Raw genomic sequence first — 15,996 nt, forward strand, 5'->3', positions numbered from 1 at the left:
TTACTTGCCGCGCGTATCGATGACGGCATCCATCGTCAGCCCGACGCGCAGCGGATGCGCGCGCATGTCCTTCGGATCGATGACGATACGCACGGGCAGGCGCTGTACGACCTTCACCCAGTTGCCGGTCGCGTTCTGCGCCGGGATCAGCGAGAAGGCGGCGCCGGTGCCGCCGGCGAAACCGGTCACCCGGCCGTGGAACACGACATCATCGCCGTAGAAATCGGACGTGAGTTCGACCGGCTGGCCGATCTTCACGTCGCGCAACTGGCTTTCCTTGTAATTGGCGTCGACATAGGCGGAAGCGATCGGGACCACCGTCATGATCGGGGCGCCGGCGGCGATCCGCTGGCCGACCTGTACCTGGCGATTGGTGACGACGCCGTCGACCGGCGCGCGGATGACGGTGCGCGCGAGATCGAGCCGCGCCTTGTTCAGCCGTGCGCGCGCCGAGGCGACGTCCGGTGCGGTATCGATCGTCGTGCCGCGGACCAGCGCCTCGCTTGCCGCCGCATCGGCACCGGCGGAATTCTCCGTGGCGATCGCGGAGGCGACGCCGGCCTGTGCAAGCTGGCGGGCGGCGAGCGCGCTCTGATAGGCGGCGCGCGCGGTGGTCAGTTCCTCACCCGAAGCCGCGCCGCTGGCGATCAGCTGCTGACGACGATCGAGATCGATCTTCGTGCGCGCGACGACGGCATTGGCATCGGCGAGCCGGGCGCGGGCCTGCGCGATATCGGCGTTGCGCGACGATACCTTGGAGCGGGCCGATCCGGCGAGCGCCGCCGTCTGGCCGTATTTCTGCTGCGCCTCAAGCAAGGCGGCTTCGGCGGTCGCGACGTCGATCCTGGCATCGGCGGGATCGATCACGACGAGGATGTCGCCCTTTCTGACCGGCTGCGTGCCGCCGACGCGTACCTCCGTGACCGCGCCCGAGACGAGCGAGGTGACCTGCGCCGAATCCGCACCGACATAGGCGTTGTCGGTATGCACCCGGCCCGCCTCGAACACGAAATACCAGATCGCCCAGAGGATCGCGCCGACGACCACGACGACCGCGAGGATCGTCAGCAGTTTCTTGCGCTTGCCCGCGGTGGGCGGCGACGGGGGCGTGTCGTCGTTCGTCTGGGCGGTCGTTTCGGCGGTCGCTTCGGCGGTCGGCTGCGCGGTGGGTGCGTCGGCCATCACTTAGTCTCCATATCAGTATAGCCGCCGCCAAGCGCGCGGATCAGCGCGACATCGAGGGCGATACGGCGCGCCTCGAGGTCGGCCACGGCACGGCGTGCGGTCAGCTGGTAATCATTCGCCGTCAGGACGGTAAGCTGGGTCGAAAGTCCGCCGCGATAGCGCAGCGCGGCGATGCGGCTGGCGTCGGCGGCGGAGGCGAGCGAGGCGCGCTGTTCCGCCAGCCGCGTATCCAGCGCGCGCCGGCTGGCGACCGCATCGGCGACTTCGCGCAGGGCGGCGATCAGCGTGCGATCATAGGTCGCGACGGCATTGTCGTAATCCGCGCGTGCCTGAACGTAACGGCCCCGAACCCTGCCGCCGTCGAAGATCGGCAGGCTGAACGCCGCGCCTGCCGTGCCGTAGCTGGAATCCCCCTCGATCAGGCGACCGAGGCCGAGCGATTGCAGGCCGACGATCGCGGACAGGCTGATATTGGGATAGAAATCGGCGCGGGCGACCTTGATCCGTTTTGCCGCGGCTTCGGCGCGCAGCCGGGCCGCGACGATGTCGGGACGCCGACCGATCAGGTCGATCCCGGCCGAATCCGGCACGCCGACCGATGCCGCCGCGATCGTCGGGCGCGCGATCGACAGGCCGCGATCGGGGCCGGCGCCGACCAGAGCCGCGATCCGGTTGCGGGTCAGCGCGATCGCTTCGTCCAGCGCGGCGATATCGGCGCGGGCGGCGGGAACGCGCGATTCCGCCTGACGCTGGCTGCCGACCGCATCGACGCCGACATCGACGCGCTGCGTGGTGAGTTGCGCGCTGGCACCGCGGACACGCAGCGCCTCCAGCGCGACGTCGCGTTCGGCATGATATTGCGCGAGTTCGGCATAAGCGGTGGCGATGTTGGTCGCGAGCATCAGCCGCGCCTGATCGGCATCGACGCGCGCCGCCTCCGCCTCGGACGTCGCCGCCGCCAGCGCGGCGCGGTTCTTGCCCCACAGATCGAGGCTGAAACTGCCGGTGCCGGTCAGGCGACCCGTATCCTGTATCCCCTCCGGCACGAATTGCGGCGGGATGCCGAGGTTGCGGCTCTGTTTGTTGCCACCGACGATGCCGTCCGCCGACAGGGTCGGCGACAAGGCGGCGCGGCTTTGCCGGGCGAGCGCATCGGCGGCGGTGATCCGCGATACCGCGGCGGCGAGGTCGGGCGAGTTCCTGAGCGCTTCGTCGATCAGGGCCGTCAGTTGCGGATCGCGGAAGCCGGTCCACCATGCGGTCGCCGGCCAGTCACGGTTCGTGCCCGGCACGGCAGCGATCGTCCGCGTCGATGGGAGCGACGACGCGGTGCGCATGTCCGGCGCCTTGCCGAGATCCGGCGCGCAGCCGGCGAGCAAAGCGGCAGCGGATGCCGCAAGGGAAAACACGATAAGACGCATGGTCAGGCCTGATACTGTCTGGTATCATGGCCCCGTGATCCTATTCGTTTCGGTTGTCAATTGTAATGATACCAGCAAGTATTGCCGACCCCGCGAGCGGGGCTGACAGCGTCCGCGCAGCGCGGCGTCAGGCGTTCGTGGACGCGGCGCGCGACGCGTTTTTCGCGCGCGGATATGGCGAGACGACGATGTCCTCGATCGCTGCCAAGGTCGGCGGCTCCAAGACGACCTTGTGGTCGTACTTCCCGTCGAAAGAGGAATTGTTCGCCGCCGTCGTGGATGACATCGTCACGCAGTTCAGCCAGGCGCTGACGGTGGACCTGCCGCCGGACGGGCCGGTCGAGGCGACGTTGCGGCGGTTCGCCACCGCGATGATGGCGACGGTGCTGTCGCCGCCGGTGATCGCGCTGCACCGCGTGGTGACCGGCGAGGCGCAGCGTTTCCCGGAACTCGGCGCGACCTTCTATCAACGCGGACCGAAGCGCGGGAAGGAACGGCTTGGCGCCTATATCGCCGCCGCGATGGCCGACGGGCGGTTGCGACAAGGCGATCCGATGGTCGCGGCGCGTCAGTTCTCGTCGCTATGCCAGTCCGGCTGCTTCCACGAGATCCTGCTCGCGATCGAAGGGTTTGCCGGGGAAGACAAGATCCGCCGCGATATCGAGGCGGCGATCGATACGTTTCTGCGCGCATGGGCAACGGATCGACCGGGTGCCGGGTCGGTCAACGCTTCAGGATGATCTCCGCGATCGCCTGAGCGACGCCGTCAGCGTCGTTGCCGCCGGTCACGTGATCGGCCTTGGCGCGAACCTCTTCCGGCCCCTGCCCCATCGCGATCGAGACGGCGGCGCGCGCGAACATCGGCACGTCGTTCGCCTGATCGCCGATCGCACAGGTTGCCGATAATGGCGTATCCATCGCGTCGGCGAGCAAGGTGATCCCGTCGCCCTTGTTGCCGACCGATGCGGTCACATCGAGATAATAGGTTTGCGACTGCATGATCGTCGCCTGAGCCTCGAACGCTTTCAAACTGGAGCGGAGATCGATCAGCACCTGCGGCGCGTCGCTGACGAAGGTGATCTTGTCGACCCGATCGTAGAGCGCGGTGAAATCGGTGGTGATCACCGGCTCCTGATCCGAGGCGATCCGTTCGCTGCCGACATGCCCGCCGGACGCGGTGCTGGCATACCAGATGTCGTCGGCGAAGACCCAGATGTCCGCATCCACGCCGTCCGCCAGCGCGAGCATCCCTCCACGACGCGACGCGGCACGAATTCCTGCCGCACCACGGTGCCGTCGCGGTGGAAGATCGTGCCGCCGTTGAACGCGCCCATCGGGGCGTCGATCTCCAGCGCCTGCGCGATCGGCATCATGCCCGATCGCGGGCGGGCGCTGATGATCGTGAAGCCGACGCCCGCGTCGCGCAGGTCGTGGACAGCACGGATCGTGGCGGGAGTCAGTTGCTTTTGCTTGTCGACAAGCGTGCCGTCGACATCCGACACGACCAGCCGGATGGCCTCCGTTTCACTCATTGCGGGATTTCGACATGGCCGCCAAAGCCGTAGCGCATCGCCGAGAGCAATTTGTCGCCGAACGTGTGGTCGACGCGGCTGCGATAGCGCGCGAACAAGGCGGCGGTGAGGACGTTGGCCGGCACCTTCTCCTCCATCGCGGCGTCGATCGTCCACTGGCCCTCGCCCGAATCCGCGACGTTGCCGCTGAACGCTTCGAGCTGCATGTCCTTGGCCAGCGCGCTCGCCGACAGGTCGAGTAGCCACGACGAGATCACGCTGCCGCGGCGCCAGACCTCGGCGATATCGGTGAGGTTGAGGTCGAAGCGTTCCTCCTCGACCAGCTTGTCGGAGGATTTGCCCTTCAGGATGTCGAAGCCCTCGGCATAGGCCTGCATCAGGCCGTATTCGATGCCGTTATGGACCATCTTGACGAAGTGACCGGCGCCCGCCGGCCCGGCGTGGATATAGCCCTGTTCGGCACGGGCATCGTCGCCTTCGGGCCGGCCCGGCGTCCGCGGAATCGTGCCGAGGCCGGGGGCGAGCGCGGCGAACATCGGATCGACGTGATCGACCGCATCCTTGTCGCCGCCGATCATCATGCAATAGCCGCGCTCCAACCCCCAGACGCCACCCGACGTGCCGACGTCGATATAGCGGATGCCCTTCTCGGCGAGCGCCTTGGCGCGGCGGACATCGTCCTTGTAGAAGCTGTTGCCGCCGTCGATCACGATGTCGCCTTCGCCGCAGACCTCGGCGATCGCGGTGACGGTCTGTTCGGTGATGTCCCCGGCGGGCAGCATCGACCAGAAGATCGCGGGGGAATCGAGCTTCCCCTTCATATCCTCGATCCCCGATGCGGCGATGGCGCCATCCGCCACCAGCGCGTCGATCGCCTTCTGCTCGCGATCGAACACGACGGCCTCATGGCCGGCGCGCATCAGGCGGCGGGCGATGTTGCCGCCCATACGGCCGAGGCCGATGATACCGATCTTCATGCTTGATCTCCGATAGGCAACAGGGAATGCAGGCCGGCGTCAGACGCTCGCGGGGTGCTTCGCCGCAATCGCGCCGAGCAGGTCGTCGAACGCCGCGGAGAAGCTGGCCACGCCTTCCTCGACCAGCGTATCGGCGACGCCCTTCAGATCGAGGCCGAGCGCTTCCTGATCGGCGATCACCTTGCGAGCGTCCTCGACATTCTCCGTCAGCGTATCGCCGACCGTGCCGCGGATCCGGAACGCGTCCATCGTCTTGGGGGGCACGGTGTTGACCGTATCCTTGCCGATCAGTGTGTCGAGATACAGCGTGTCGCGGTAATCCGGGTTCTTGGTGCCGGTGGAGGCCCAGAGCAGGCGCTGGACCTGCGCGCCCTTGGCGGCGAGCGCCTGCCAGCGGTCGGACGCGATGAAGTCCTGATACCAGGCATAAGCGAGCTTGGCATTGGCGATGGCGACCTTGCCCTTCAACGCCTTGGCCGCATCGCCGCCGACACCGGCGTCGATCTTGTCGTCGATCTTCGAATCGATCCGGCTGACGAAGAAGCTGGCGACGCTGGCGATCCGGTCGATCGGTTCGCCGCGCGCGGCGCGCTTTTCCAGGCCCTCGACATAGGCCAAAGCGACCGACTGATACGCCTCGACCGAGAAGAGCAACGTCACGTTGACGTTGATCCCGGCATCGATCGTCGCGGCGATGGCGGGGACGCCGGCGGGCGTGCCGGGGATCTTGATCATCAGGTTCGGGCGATCGACCGCCGCCCACAGCTTCTGCGCCTCGGCGATCGTCGCGTCGGTGTCGTTCGCGAGATAGGGCGAGACTTCGAGGCTGACATAGCCGTCCTTGCTGTCCAGCCGGTCATAAACGGGGCGCAGGATGTCGGCCGCGGCCTGGATGTCGAGGATCGCGAGATGTTCGTAGCGATCGATCGTCGCCGCACCCGGGTTCGCCTTGTCGTATGCCGCAAGTTCCTCGTCATAGGCGTCGCCGTGGCCCATCGCCTTTTCGAAGATGGACGGGTTGGACGTGACGCCGGTCAGGCCATCTTCGTCGACCAGCTTCTGAAGTCCGCCCTCGGCAAGGAACTTCTTGTCCACGAAATCGAGCCAGACGGCTTGCCCGCGCGCGGCGAGATCGTTGAGCAGACCCATTATTTCGTCTCCATCACGGATTTGGCGGCGTCCACGACCTTGGCCAGCGTGAAGCCGAATTTGTCCTGCAGCTTGGCGATCGGGGCGGAGGCTCCGAACGTCGCCATGCTGATCGCCTTGCCTTCGAAACCGATATAGCGGTCCCAGCCGATCTCGCTGCCCATCTCGATCGAGACGCGCGCCTTGATCGCCTTGGGCAGGACGCTTTCCTTATAGTCATCGGACTGAAGCTCGTAGCGGAACCAGCTGGGCATCGAGACGACGCGCGCCGCAATCCCTTCGCTCCTCAACTGCTCGTAAGCGCCGATCGCCAGCGAGACTTCGGAGCCGGTCGCGATCAGGATGACCTGCGGATCCTCGCTGTCGGCAAGAACATAGGCGCCCTTTTCCAGCCCGTCGGCACTGGCGTATTTGGTGCGGTCGATCGTCGGCAGCGCCTGACGCGACAGGACGAGCGCGGTCGGATGCGAGGCATCCTTGACGATGGCCTTCCACGCGGCGGCGGTTTCATTGGCGTCGCCCGGACGGATCGTGTCCATGCCCGGCGTCGCGCGCAGCATCACCAGTTGTTCGATCGGCTGGTGCGTCGGGCCGTCTTCGCCGACGCCGATCGAGTCGTGCGTGAACACCCAGACCGCGCCGATTTCCATCAGGGCCGACAGGCGGACGGGCGGACGCATGTAATCGAGGAACACGAAGAAGGTGGAGCCATAGCCGCGCAGGTGCGACAGAGTCATGCCGTTGACGACCGCGCCCATGCCGTGTTCGCGCACGCCGAAGTGGAAGTTCGCGCCGCCGTAATTGCCCGGTTCGAACGACGGTGCGCCCTTGATATCGGTCTTGGTGGAGGGCGCGAGATCGGCCGATCCGCCGAGCAGCCACGGCACTTTCGGCACGATGGCGTTCAACACCTTGCCGGAGGCATCGCGGCTGGCGATGCCCTTCGCATCGGGTTCGAACACGGGAATGTCGGCGTCCCAGCCATCCGGCAGGCTGTCGGACAGCATCGCGTCCAGTTCCTTCGCCAAATCGGGATAGGCGGTGCGATAGGAGTCGCGCGCCTTGTCCCAGGCCTCGCGCGCGGGGCGGCCGCGATCGGCGATCGCGCCGTTGAAATGCTCGATCACGCCTTCGGGAACGTAGAACGACTTGTCCTCGGGCCAGCCATATGCGCGCTTGGTCTCGCGGATGACCTCTTCGCCCATCGCATCGCTATGCGCCTTGGACGTGCCGGCGATCGGGCTGCCGTAGCCGATCACCGAATGGACGATGATCAACGTCGGCTTGTCGTCGGTGGCGCGGAATGCGGCGAACGCGTCGCTTAGCGCGGCGCAATCGTTCGCGTCGTCGACATGGATGACGTTCCAGCCATAGCCTTCGAAGCGCTTGCCCACATCCTCGTCGAACGTCAGGCTGGTCTTGCCCTCGATCGTGATGTGGTTGCTGTCGTAGATCCAGCACAGGTTGGACAGGCGCAGATGCCCGGCAAGGCTCGCCGCTTCCTGGCTGACGCCTTCCATGATGTCGCCGTCACCAGCGAGCGCATAGACGTCATAGTCGAACAGTTGGTGATCCGGCTTGTTGTAGCGCGCGGCCAGCCAACGCTCCGCGATCGCCATGCCGACCGAGTTGCCGCAACCCTGACCCAGCGGACCGGTGGTCGTCTCGACCCCCGTCGTGTGGCGATATTCGGGATGACCCGGCGTCTTCGACCCGATCTGGCGGAAATTCTCGATGTCTTCCAGGCTGACCGCCTCGTGGCCCGATTTCTGGCCCTTGGCATCGATTTCCTCGACCTTGGCGAGGTGCAGCAGGCTGTACAGCAGCATCGAGGCATGGCCGACCGATAGGACGAAACGGTCGCGATTGGGCCAGTCGGGCGTCGCCGGGTCGTAGCGCAGGAATTGCGACCACAAGGTGTAGCCGACCGGCGCCATCGACATGGGCGTGCCGGGATGGCCGGAATTCGCCTTCTGCACCGCATCCATCGACAGCGTGCGGATCGTATCGATCGTCAGCCGCGACAGCGAACCGTCTTCCATCAGATCATTCGAGGTGCCGGCGGTGGCGGTATCGCTCATGGGTCGTCGATCCTTCTTGACGCTGCCCCAACGCGATGGGGCGTTCGAGGTTGCGGCTTCTGCGGTCTTATCTCGCGCGGTCAACCCGCCGCACGAGTCCGTCATGCGCGATATAGGCCGTATCGATCTCTTCGAGAAACAGGCCGTGACCAAGAATGCCGGGGATTGCAGACAGTTGCGCCGCGATTGCGGCCGGATCGGGCAGGTCTGGAAATTTGCAGTCGATGACGAGATTGTCCTGATCGGTGCGATACGCGCCGACTCCCGATGCCTGCCGAAGCGTCGGAGTCGCACCGATCCGGCAGAGGAGATCCGCGACGAACGTGCGGGCGAGCGGCAACACCTCGACCGGAACCGGAACAGCGCCGAGCGATGCGACGGACTTCGACCCGTCGCAGATCGCGATCATCCGCCCGGCGGAGGCGGCGACGATCTTTTCGCGCAGCATCGCCCCGCCCGCGCCCTTGATCGCGCGGCACGATCCGTCGATCTCGTCCACGCCGTCGATCGCGAGGTCGATACGGTCGATATCGTCGAACGGCAGGACAATGATGCCTGCCGCCCGCGCGGCGCGTTCGGTGGCGTCGGAGGTCGCGACGGCGGTGACGGACAATCCGTCCCGTATCCGGCGCGCGAGATGGTCGATCAGGAAAGCGGCGGTCGATCCGGTGCCGAGACCGACAAGCATGCCGGGCTGGATCTCCGCGGCGGCAGTGGTCGCGGCGAGGCGCTTGTCGTCATCCTGCATCGTCATGCCGCCTGCATTTCCGGAGTGCGTTCCATTATCGCGACGAACAGGGCGGAGGCCATATGCGTTTCGAGCCAGCGCTTTAGACGCGGGATGTCCTGCGCGTCGAACCAGTTGCGATCGACCGCCGCGAATTGCCGCACGAACGGCATGACGGCCATGTCGGTCAGCCCGCGCGCCTCCCCGCCGAGATTGGCCCGGCCGGCCAGTCGATAGTCGAGCGTGCGGAGCCATTCCAGCCCCGCCGCGCGGTGCTGGATCGGATCGCCGTCATGCCTATCGGGATATTTGTACCGGTCGAGGTGATGCTTGAATGCGCCGTCATTGGCCGCGATGACCGCCGCATCCTCGCGCGCCAGCCAGTCTTCCGGATCGGCTTGGGCGAGCGCGTGGCGCATGATGTCGAGGCTTTCGTCGATCACCCGGCCATTCGGCAGGACAAGCACCGGCACCGTACCCTTGGGCGACGCGGCAAGCATCGCGGGCGGCTTGTCGCGCAGCTTCACCTCGACGCGGTCAACTGCGAGCCCGCTGATCCGCACCGCCAGACGGGCGCGCATCGCATAGGGGCAGCGGCGGAAGCTGTAGAGGATCGGCATCGTCACCCGACCCATATAGGCGTGCGCGCCGGTCGATCCACTCTTGCCCTCGTCCGACCCGCGCCGCAAAGCCGTGCGATGCAGACCAACGCCGTCCTGGGCTTCGATTTCGGTACCACCAACAGCGTCGCGGCGCTGTCGAATGCGGGTGCGCCGCCCGAAATGGTCGCGTTCGATACCCCGAACGGCAAGGATTCGGTGTTTCGGTCGGCTTTGTGCTTCTGGCAGGACGAGGATGTCCGCGGCGGGCTGGCGGTCGAGGCCGGGCCGTGGGCGATCGCGGAATATCTGGACTATCCCGATGCCAGCCGCTTCGTGCAGTCGTTCAAGTCGGTCGCGGCGAGCGCGGTGTTCGAGCATGCGACGATCTTCGAACGGCGGTTCCGGTTCGAGGAACTCGGCCGGTTGTTCCTGGAAAAGCTGGCGGCGCGGGCGGAAGGGAAACTGGGCGATGCACAGTCGCGTATCGTCGTCGGGCGACCGGTGGAGTATGCCGGCGCGCGCCCGGACGAGGCGCTGGCGCGGACCCGCTACGATGCGATGTTCGCGCATCTGGGGGCCGAGATCCACTATGTCTACGAACCGGTCGGCGCGGCCTACAGCTTCGCCGCGCGGCTGACCGAACCGGCGACGGTGCTGGTGGCGGATTTCGGCGGCGGGACGAGCGATTTCTCCGTCGTGCGCGTCGCCGAGCCGGGCGCGGCGCGGCGTTGCGTGCCGCTGGGGCATGCGGGGATCGGGATCGCCGGAGACCGGTTCGATTACCGGATCGTCGACCGGCTGGTGCTGCCGATGCTGGGCAAGGGCGGCGATTACCGGTCGTTCGACAAGATACTGGAGATACCGCGCGGCTATTTCAGCGACTTTGCCGATTGGTCGAAACTGGCGTTGATGCGCAACCGCAAGACGCTGGCCGAACTGGATCGGTTGAAGAAGAGCGCGGTCGACCAGGCGGCGATCGGCCGGATGATCGCGGTGATCGAGCAGGAACTGGGCTATCCGCTGTACGATGCGGTCGGGCAGTTGAAGCGCGCCTTGTCCGCCGACACGCAGGCGCATTTCCATTTCGAGGGCGCCGGGCTGGCGATCGAGGCGGACGTGACACGCGCCGATTTCGAGACGTGGATCGCGGACGATATTGCGCGGATCGAACAGACGGTGGACCGTGCGCTTGCCGCCAGCGGGACGGGTGCGGAGGGGATCGACCGAGTGTTCCTGACGGGCGGTACGTCGCTTACCCCGGCGGTTCGGGCGATGTTCGTGCGGCGTTTCGGCGAGGATGCGATCGCGAGCGGCAACGAACTTACGTCGATCGCGCATGGGCTGGCGTTGATCGGGCAGGAGGACGATCTGGCGGCCTGGTCGGTTTGAGGGGGGGTCCGGTCCGTTACATACCCCGATCCGTTCGTTTCGAGCGAAGTCGAGAAACAGTACCCCAGGTACGCGGGCCGGTTTCTCCACTTCGCTCGAAATGAACGGGGGATGGATGACGAACCGGGGGGGTGGATGCGCTGCGCCCGCCCCCCCGCCCCCCGTTCGTCCTGAGCAACTGTGTTCACCCGGTGCGATATTCGGTATTGTTTTTGACCATCGCGTTGAGGGTTACGAGCAGTTTTCGCATTGTGGCGACGATGGCAAGCTTGAAGGGTTTGCCGGCCTCTCGCAGGCGGTTGGTGGTAGCGGCGAGTTGCCCCTTGCCCGAGCGCGCGATGCTGAGCGCGGCCAGATAGAGACAACGCCTGATGCTGGGCCTGCCGCCCGAGCATCGCCCCGGCCGGCTGGTCTTGCCGCTTTGGCGATCGAAGGGGGCGAGGCCAGCAAGCGCTGCGACCTGTCGACTGGAGAGGCGTCCGAGTTCTGGCATGCGTGCCAGCAGGCATGCGGCAACGACCGGCCCGACGCCGGGTGCTGTGCGGAGCAGGGCTTCGCGAGCGGCCAGATCGGGCGAGGCGGCGATGACGCTGGCAATGGCTTTTTCGATGCGCAGAACCAGGGCCTTGAGCCGTGCGACCTGCGCGACGACGAGGCGGCGCATGGCGGGATCGGCGATGCTCTCCAACTGATTGCCGAACTGGACCGCCTGGGCGACGGCAAGATCGCGCATGCGGACATGCTCGGCCAGCCTCACGGCCTCGGGATCATGGACATAGGGCGTCAGTTCGGGATGCAGTGCTGCCAGACACCGCGCGATGACGGCCGCATCGAGTGGGTCGGTTTTCGCGAGTTGTCGCTCGGCACGGGCGAAACTGCGCACGCGTGCCGGATCGAGGAGATAGGCTGTAACGTCCATCCGATCGAGCAGGATGGCGAGCTTGCGCTCGTAACCGCCCGATGCCTCGAAGCCGATCCGCAGGCACGCCGTACCGGCAAGCCGGACAAGCTTGCGGCCGAGTGCGGCAATGCCGGTCTTGGTATTGGGTACCCGCCAGAGCATTCCTGCCGGATGAGCGTGGATAACGAGTTCGTCCTTGGCAACATCGATGCCGACAAAGAGGTCGGAGTGTGACATGATCCGGTCTCCCAAGCTTGTCATGCGGGGTCCGTAAGCACGGCCCCAGGCAACTGTCCGGGGTTTGGGAAGACGGATGTGGCCCTGCTCAGGAACGGTCTTTGTCGACCGGCTTGTCGAACGGCCTCACATCCGCCGCCTGAGCCGGGTGGCCACCCGGCTCAGGCACCTTGCCGATTACACCATTCCAGACAGACAAGCTTGTCGAAGGGCGGGCCACCGGTACCGGGGTCCGTATCCCGGGCAGGTGCTTCGACAAGCTCAGCACGAACGGGGGATGGTGATCCGGTGTCGATGCGCCGACTTCTCGACTTTGCTCGAAACGAACGGGGGTTGTTGAGGCCGGTTTCTCGACTTCGCCCGAAACGAACGGGGGGGGATGGTGATCCCGTGTGGAGGCGCCGAAGCTCCCTACCCCTTCGCCCACTCCGTCAGCAGCGTGAAGGCGATTGCGTAGGGCGGGGGGGCGATGAAGGCGCCCTTTTCGCCTGCCAGGATCGCGCGGACCTCGTCCCGGGCGACCCAGATCGCGTCTTCCAGTTCGGTGACGTCCAGCGTGATCGCGTCGTCCGCGGCGGTCGCGACGCAGGCCATCATCAGTTGCGAGGGGAAGGGCCAGGGCTGGCTGGCGACGTAGCGGACGCCGCTGACCTTCACGCCCGCTTCCTCGTGGATCTCGCGCGCGACGGCTTCCTCGATCGATTCGCCGGGCTCCAGGAACCCGGCGAGTGCGGAATAGCGGCCCGGTGGCCAGCCCTTGCCGCGGCCGAGCAAGGCGCGGCCGTCATGTTCGGCGATCATGATGACGACGGGATCGACGCGCGGGAAATGCTCGGCCGCGCAAGTCGGGCATTTGCGGCCCCAGCCGGCGCGGAAGATCGCGGTCGCGGTGCCGCAATTGGCGCAGAAGCCGTGCCGCGCGTGCCAGTCGATCAGGCTGCGTGCCGCGGCATAGGTCGCCGCTTCGCCGGGGGCGAGGCTGTGCAATGCGGCCATCAGCGCCGGGCTGCGCATCGCGGGGGCGTTGGACACGCGCGTGCCGGGGACGAACGCGGCGAAGTGCGGTCGCCCCTCGCCCAAGCCCAGCAGCAGCAGTTCGGCGTCGTCCGGCGCATCGGCGAGGCTCGTCCAGCCGAGGCGTCCGTCGTCGGTCACCTCGGGCTGGAGATTATCCAGCTTCAGCAACCGCGCGCGCCAGTCGCCCATCGCCGCGGCGAGGCCATCGGCATCGTGGCGCAGGTTGTCGGCGCGGTCGAGCAACCCGCCGGTAAAGCCCGGCGGGATCATCGCAGAGACGGAACCCAACGTCATTGCGCGCGGTAACGTTTCGCGTCGGCGAGGAAGGCAGGCAGCACTTCGGTGCGGATCGGATAAGTCTCGCCTGGGAAGTAATTGACCATCACCGTGCCGCGCGCATGCCGGCCGGGATCGACGAAGGCGACCGTTCCGGCGGCACCGCCCCAGCCGTACGTTCCCTTGCCCGCGCCGCCCGGATAATCCTCCAGATAGACCGAACCGCCCGCGCCGAAGCCCATCTTGGGCCCGCCGGTATTGCCGCCGGTGCTGGCGACGGTGCCGGCGAAGGTCACGCCGACAGGCAGCAGGTTGGACATGCCGAGCTTCGCCGTTTCCGCCTTCATGATGCGTACGCCGTCCAGTTCGCCATAGTTTTGCAGCATGTGCAGGAAGCGGTCGTAATCGCGTGCCGACATTACGAGCCCCGCGCCGCCATAGGGGAAGCTTGGCGGCTTAAGCCAGACGGAGGTCGCGGCGGCATCCAGCGGCAAGCGCGCCTTGGCATCGATCTTCGACGTGTCGAGCGTGGGGTTCATCTGCGCCATCGCCGCGCGGGTGAAGATGTAGTTGGTCGAGAAACGCGGAACCTCGCTCTGCGGTACGGTCCAGAAGCTGGACGCCATCTTGAGCGGGTCGAAGATGCGTTTCTGCACGAAGCCGTCGAACGACATGCCGCTGGCGACCTCGATCACGCGGCCCATGACGTCCAGCCCGATCGAATAGCTCCAGCGCGAACCGGGTTCGTACATCAGCGGCACGCTGGCGACGCGGTTGGCGAATTCCTCCAGCGTGGCGGGGCGCAGCTTGCGCGATTGCGCCTCCAGGTCGTTGTTCACCTGTGCCGGATCGATGCCGAGCCGCCGGTATTCGGCGAGCAACGGCCCCTTCGTCACGATGCTGTAGCCGAGGCCCGCGCTGTGCGTCAGCAGCATGCGGATCGTGACGGGGCGCACGGCGGGGTGGCTAGCGAGGCTGTCCGGACCGTTCAGGACGGTGATGTTCTTGAACGCGGGAATGAACTTGCTGACCGGATCGTCCAGCTTGATCTTGCCGTCTTCGACCAGGATCATCGCGGCCATGCCGGTGATCGGCTTGGTCATCGAATAGACGCGCCACAGGGAGTCCGGGCCGGCCTTCTGTGCGGTCGCGCCGTCCGCGATCTTGCCCGCGCTGACGAACATGGTGGGACCGTCGCCAAGGCCGAACGCGCCGACGATGCCGGGCATTTTGTTGTCGCGGACATAGCCGTCGAGCACCGCCTGCGTCGCGGGTAGCGCGGAGGGGACGGCGGCAAGGGCGGGCGCGGTTGCGGGCTGGGCGGGCGTTGGCGCGGCGGTCTGGGGCGCGGGCGCCTGGCGTTGCGCCATGCCGGCCCCGGCGAGCAGCAGCGCCAATGTCGTGGCCGATGCGATGTGCTTGATGTTCCTCACTGAACTCTCCTGATCTCTGCCGCCGCCTTGGCGAATACCGTGGGCAGCCCCGCCGACTCGATGTCGGCTATCGGCCACCATTCCCCGATGTTTGCACCGATCGCCGAATGCCCCTCCACATCGCCGACCGCAAGCGACAGTTCGAGACCGAAGTGCGTGAAGACATGGGCCACGGTGCGATCGAGCGTGCGCCACGCGATGTCGAGCGGTGCATCGGCCAGTCCCGGCGGAGTGTCGGCCCACGGACCGGTCGGCAAGGACCGCATGCCGCCGAGCAAGCCTTTGGGCGGGCGGCGAACGAGCAGCACGCTACCGCCTCGCTCGGCCCAGAAGATGGTGCCGTAGCGCTGCGGCTTGGCCAGTTTGGCGGGTTTGACCGGATATTGCTCCGGCGCGCCCGATGCGAAACCGTCGCAGCGATCGTGCAGCGGGCAGGCGAGGCATTTCGGGGCGCGGAACGTGCAGATGCCCGACCCCAGATCCATCATCGCCTGTGCGAAGTCGCCAGATCGCGCGTCCGGGGTGATCGCGTCCGCGGCGGCACGGATCGCGGTCCGCGCAGCGGGAAGCGGTGTGGCAATGGCGTAGAGCCGTGCCACGACGCGTTCGACATTGGCATCGACCACGACGGCGCGCTGGCCGAACGCGATGCTGGCGATCGCGGCGGCGGTATAGTCCCCGATGCCGGGCAAGGCGCGCAACTGCGCCTCGGTCGCCGGAAATCGCCCGTCATGCTTTGCGACGACTACCTTCGCACAGGCGATCAGGTTGCGTGCGCGAGCGTAATAGCCAAGCCCGGCCCAGGCGGTCATCACCTCCGCCTCGTCCGCCACCGCGAGCGCGGCGAAATCGGGCCAGAGGGTGGTGAACAGGTCGAATTTCGGCCGTACCGCCGCGACCGTCGTCTGCTGGAGCATGATCTCCGACAGCCATACGCGGTACGGATCGGGCGCCGGGTTGCCGGGCGGAGCGCGCCACGGCAGCGTGCGGGCATGCGCGTCGTACCAGTGGAGCAGCGGCCCGGCGATGTCCCGTGCTGGCGGGGGCGAAATGGATCGGGGCTTTGCGG

Annotated in this window: 15 protein-coding genes; 2 read left to right on the plus strand and 13 right to left on the minus strand. The window is 66.7% G+C overall.

What is annotated here, in order from left to right:
* Together H5J25_RS14125 and H5J25_RS14130 are read right to left on the minus strand one after the other, a co-directional pair.
* Positions 1-1,182, minus strand: a complete 1,182-nt coding sequence (locus H5J25_RS14125; protein WP_202092018.1) for an HlyD family secretion protein — start codon at positions 1,180-1,182, stop codon at positions 1-3.
* Positions 1,182-2,606 (minus strand): efflux transporter outer membrane subunit, encoded by a 1,425-nt coding sequence (locus H5J25_RS14130; protein WP_202092020.1) that lies wholly within the window; start codon positions 2,604-2,606, stop codon positions 1,182-1,184. Before H5J25_RS14130 ends, H5J25_RS14125 begins: the two co-directional genes overlap by 1 nt.
* 65 nt (positions 2,607-2,671) lie before the next feature.
* Between H5J25_RS14130 and H5J25_RS14135 the strand changes: the two genes are divergently transcribed.
* Positions 2,672-3,346, plus strand: a complete 675-nt coding sequence (locus H5J25_RS14135; protein ID WP_202092022.1) for a TetR/AcrR family transcriptional regulator — start codon at positions 2,672-2,674, stop codon at positions 3,344-3,346.
* On the opposite strand, the gene H5J25_RS21190 is transcribed toward H5J25_RS14135, so the two are convergent.
* The 7 genes from H5J25_RS21190 to H5J25_RS14165 all read right to left on the minus strand — a co-directional run bounded on the left by H5J25_RS21190 (position 3,330) and on the right by H5J25_RS14165 (position 9,692).
* The gene (locus H5J25_RS21190) at positions 3,330-3,833 is read right to left on the minus strand and encodes an HAD hydrolase family protein (protein WP_263973933.1); all 504 of its coding nucleotides are present in this window, start codon (positions 3,831-3,833) and stop codon (positions 3,330-3,332) included. The two genes, H5J25_RS14135 and H5J25_RS21190, sit on opposite strands and share 17 nt — an antisense overlap.
* Entirely contained in the window at positions 3,728-4,138 is a 411-nt protein-coding gene (locus H5J25_RS21195; RefSeq protein WP_263973934.1) for an HAD family hydrolase, read from the minus strand. The genes H5J25_RS21190 and H5J25_RS21195 overlap by 106 nt, the downstream gene beginning before the upstream one ends.
* A complete protein-coding gene (gene gnd, locus H5J25_RS14145; RefSeq protein ID WP_202092028.1) occupies positions 4,135-5,115 on the minus strand; it encodes a phosphogluconate dehydrogenase (NAD(+)-dependent, decarboxylating) in 981 nt (326 codons plus the stop codon). The genes H5J25_RS21195 and gnd overlap by 4 nt, the downstream gene beginning before the upstream one ends.
* A 39-nt stretch (positions 5,116-5,154) precedes the next feature.
* Entirely contained in the window at positions 5,155-6,264 is a 1,110-nt protein-coding gene (gene tal / locus H5J25_RS14150) for a transaldolase (protein ID WP_202092030.1), read from the minus strand.
* Positions 6,264-8,345: a transketolase gene (gene tkt, locus H5J25_RS14155; RefSeq protein WP_202092032.1), complete on the minus strand. Its 2,082-nt coding sequence runs from the start codon at positions 8,343-8,345 to the stop codon at positions 6,264-6,266. The genes tal and tkt overlap by 1 nt, the downstream gene beginning before the upstream one ends.
* Positions 8,346-8,412: 67 nt before the next feature.
* On the minus strand, positions 8,413-9,093 hold the full coding sequence (gene rpiA, locus H5J25_RS14160) for a ribose-5-phosphate isomerase RpiA (RefSeq protein WP_202096384.1): 681 nt from the start codon (positions 9,091-9,093) through the stop codon (positions 8,413-8,415).
* Between the two features lie 2 nt (positions 9,094-9,095).
* Positions 9,096-9,692: a glutathione S-transferase gene (locus H5J25_RS14165; protein ID WP_202096385.1), complete on the minus strand. Its 597-nt coding sequence runs from the start codon at positions 9,690-9,692 to the stop codon at positions 9,096-9,098.
* A 78-nt stretch (positions 9,693-9,770) separates the two neighbouring features.
* Between H5J25_RS14165 and H5J25_RS14170 the strand changes: the two genes are divergently transcribed.
* On the plus strand, positions 9,771-11,063 hold the full coding sequence (locus H5J25_RS14170) for an Hsp70 family protein (RefSeq protein ID WP_202092034.1): 1,293 nt from the start codon (positions 9,771-9,773) through the stop codon (positions 11,061-11,063).
* Between the two features lie 184 nt (positions 11,064-11,247).
* Here the strand turns inward: H5J25_RS14170 and H5J25_RS14175 are convergent, their stop codons facing one another.
* The 4 genes from H5J25_RS14175 to H5J25_RS14190 all read right to left on the minus strand — a co-directional run bounded on the left by H5J25_RS14175 (position 11,248) and on the right by H5J25_RS14190 (position 15,943).
* Complete coding sequence (locus H5J25_RS14175; RefSeq protein ID WP_202092036.1) at positions 11,248-12,201, minus strand: IS110 family RNA-guided transposase; 954 nt, start codon at positions 12,199-12,201, stop codon at positions 11,248-11,250.
* 411 nt (positions 12,202-12,612) lie between these two features.
* Positions 12,613-13,488: an NAD(+) diphosphatase gene (nudC, locus tag H5J25_RS14180; protein ID WP_202096386.1), complete on the minus strand. Its 876-nt coding sequence runs from the start codon at positions 13,486-13,488 to the stop codon at positions 12,613-12,615.
* Positions 13,489-13,508: 20 nt separating this feature from the next.
* A complete protein-coding gene (locus tag H5J25_RS14185) occupies positions 13,509-14,927 on the minus strand; it encodes a serine hydrolase domain-containing protein (RefSeq protein WP_404829539.1) in 1,419 nt (472 codons plus the stop codon).
* Positions 14,924-15,943 (minus strand): A/G-specific adenine glycosylase, encoded by a 1,020-nt coding sequence (locus tag H5J25_RS14190; RefSeq protein ID WP_225883532.1) that lies wholly within the window; start codon positions 15,941-15,943, stop codon positions 14,924-14,926. The genes H5J25_RS14185 and H5J25_RS14190 overlap by 4 nt, the downstream gene beginning before the upstream one ends.
* Between the last annotated feature and the right edge of the window lie 53 nt (positions 15,944-15,996).

Origin of the sequence: Sphingomonas aliaeris (assembly GCF_016743815.1) — a bacterium.
Lineage (GTDB): Bacteria > Pseudomonadota > Alphaproteobacteria > Sphingomonadales > Sphingomonadaceae > Sphingomonas > Sphingomonas aliaeris.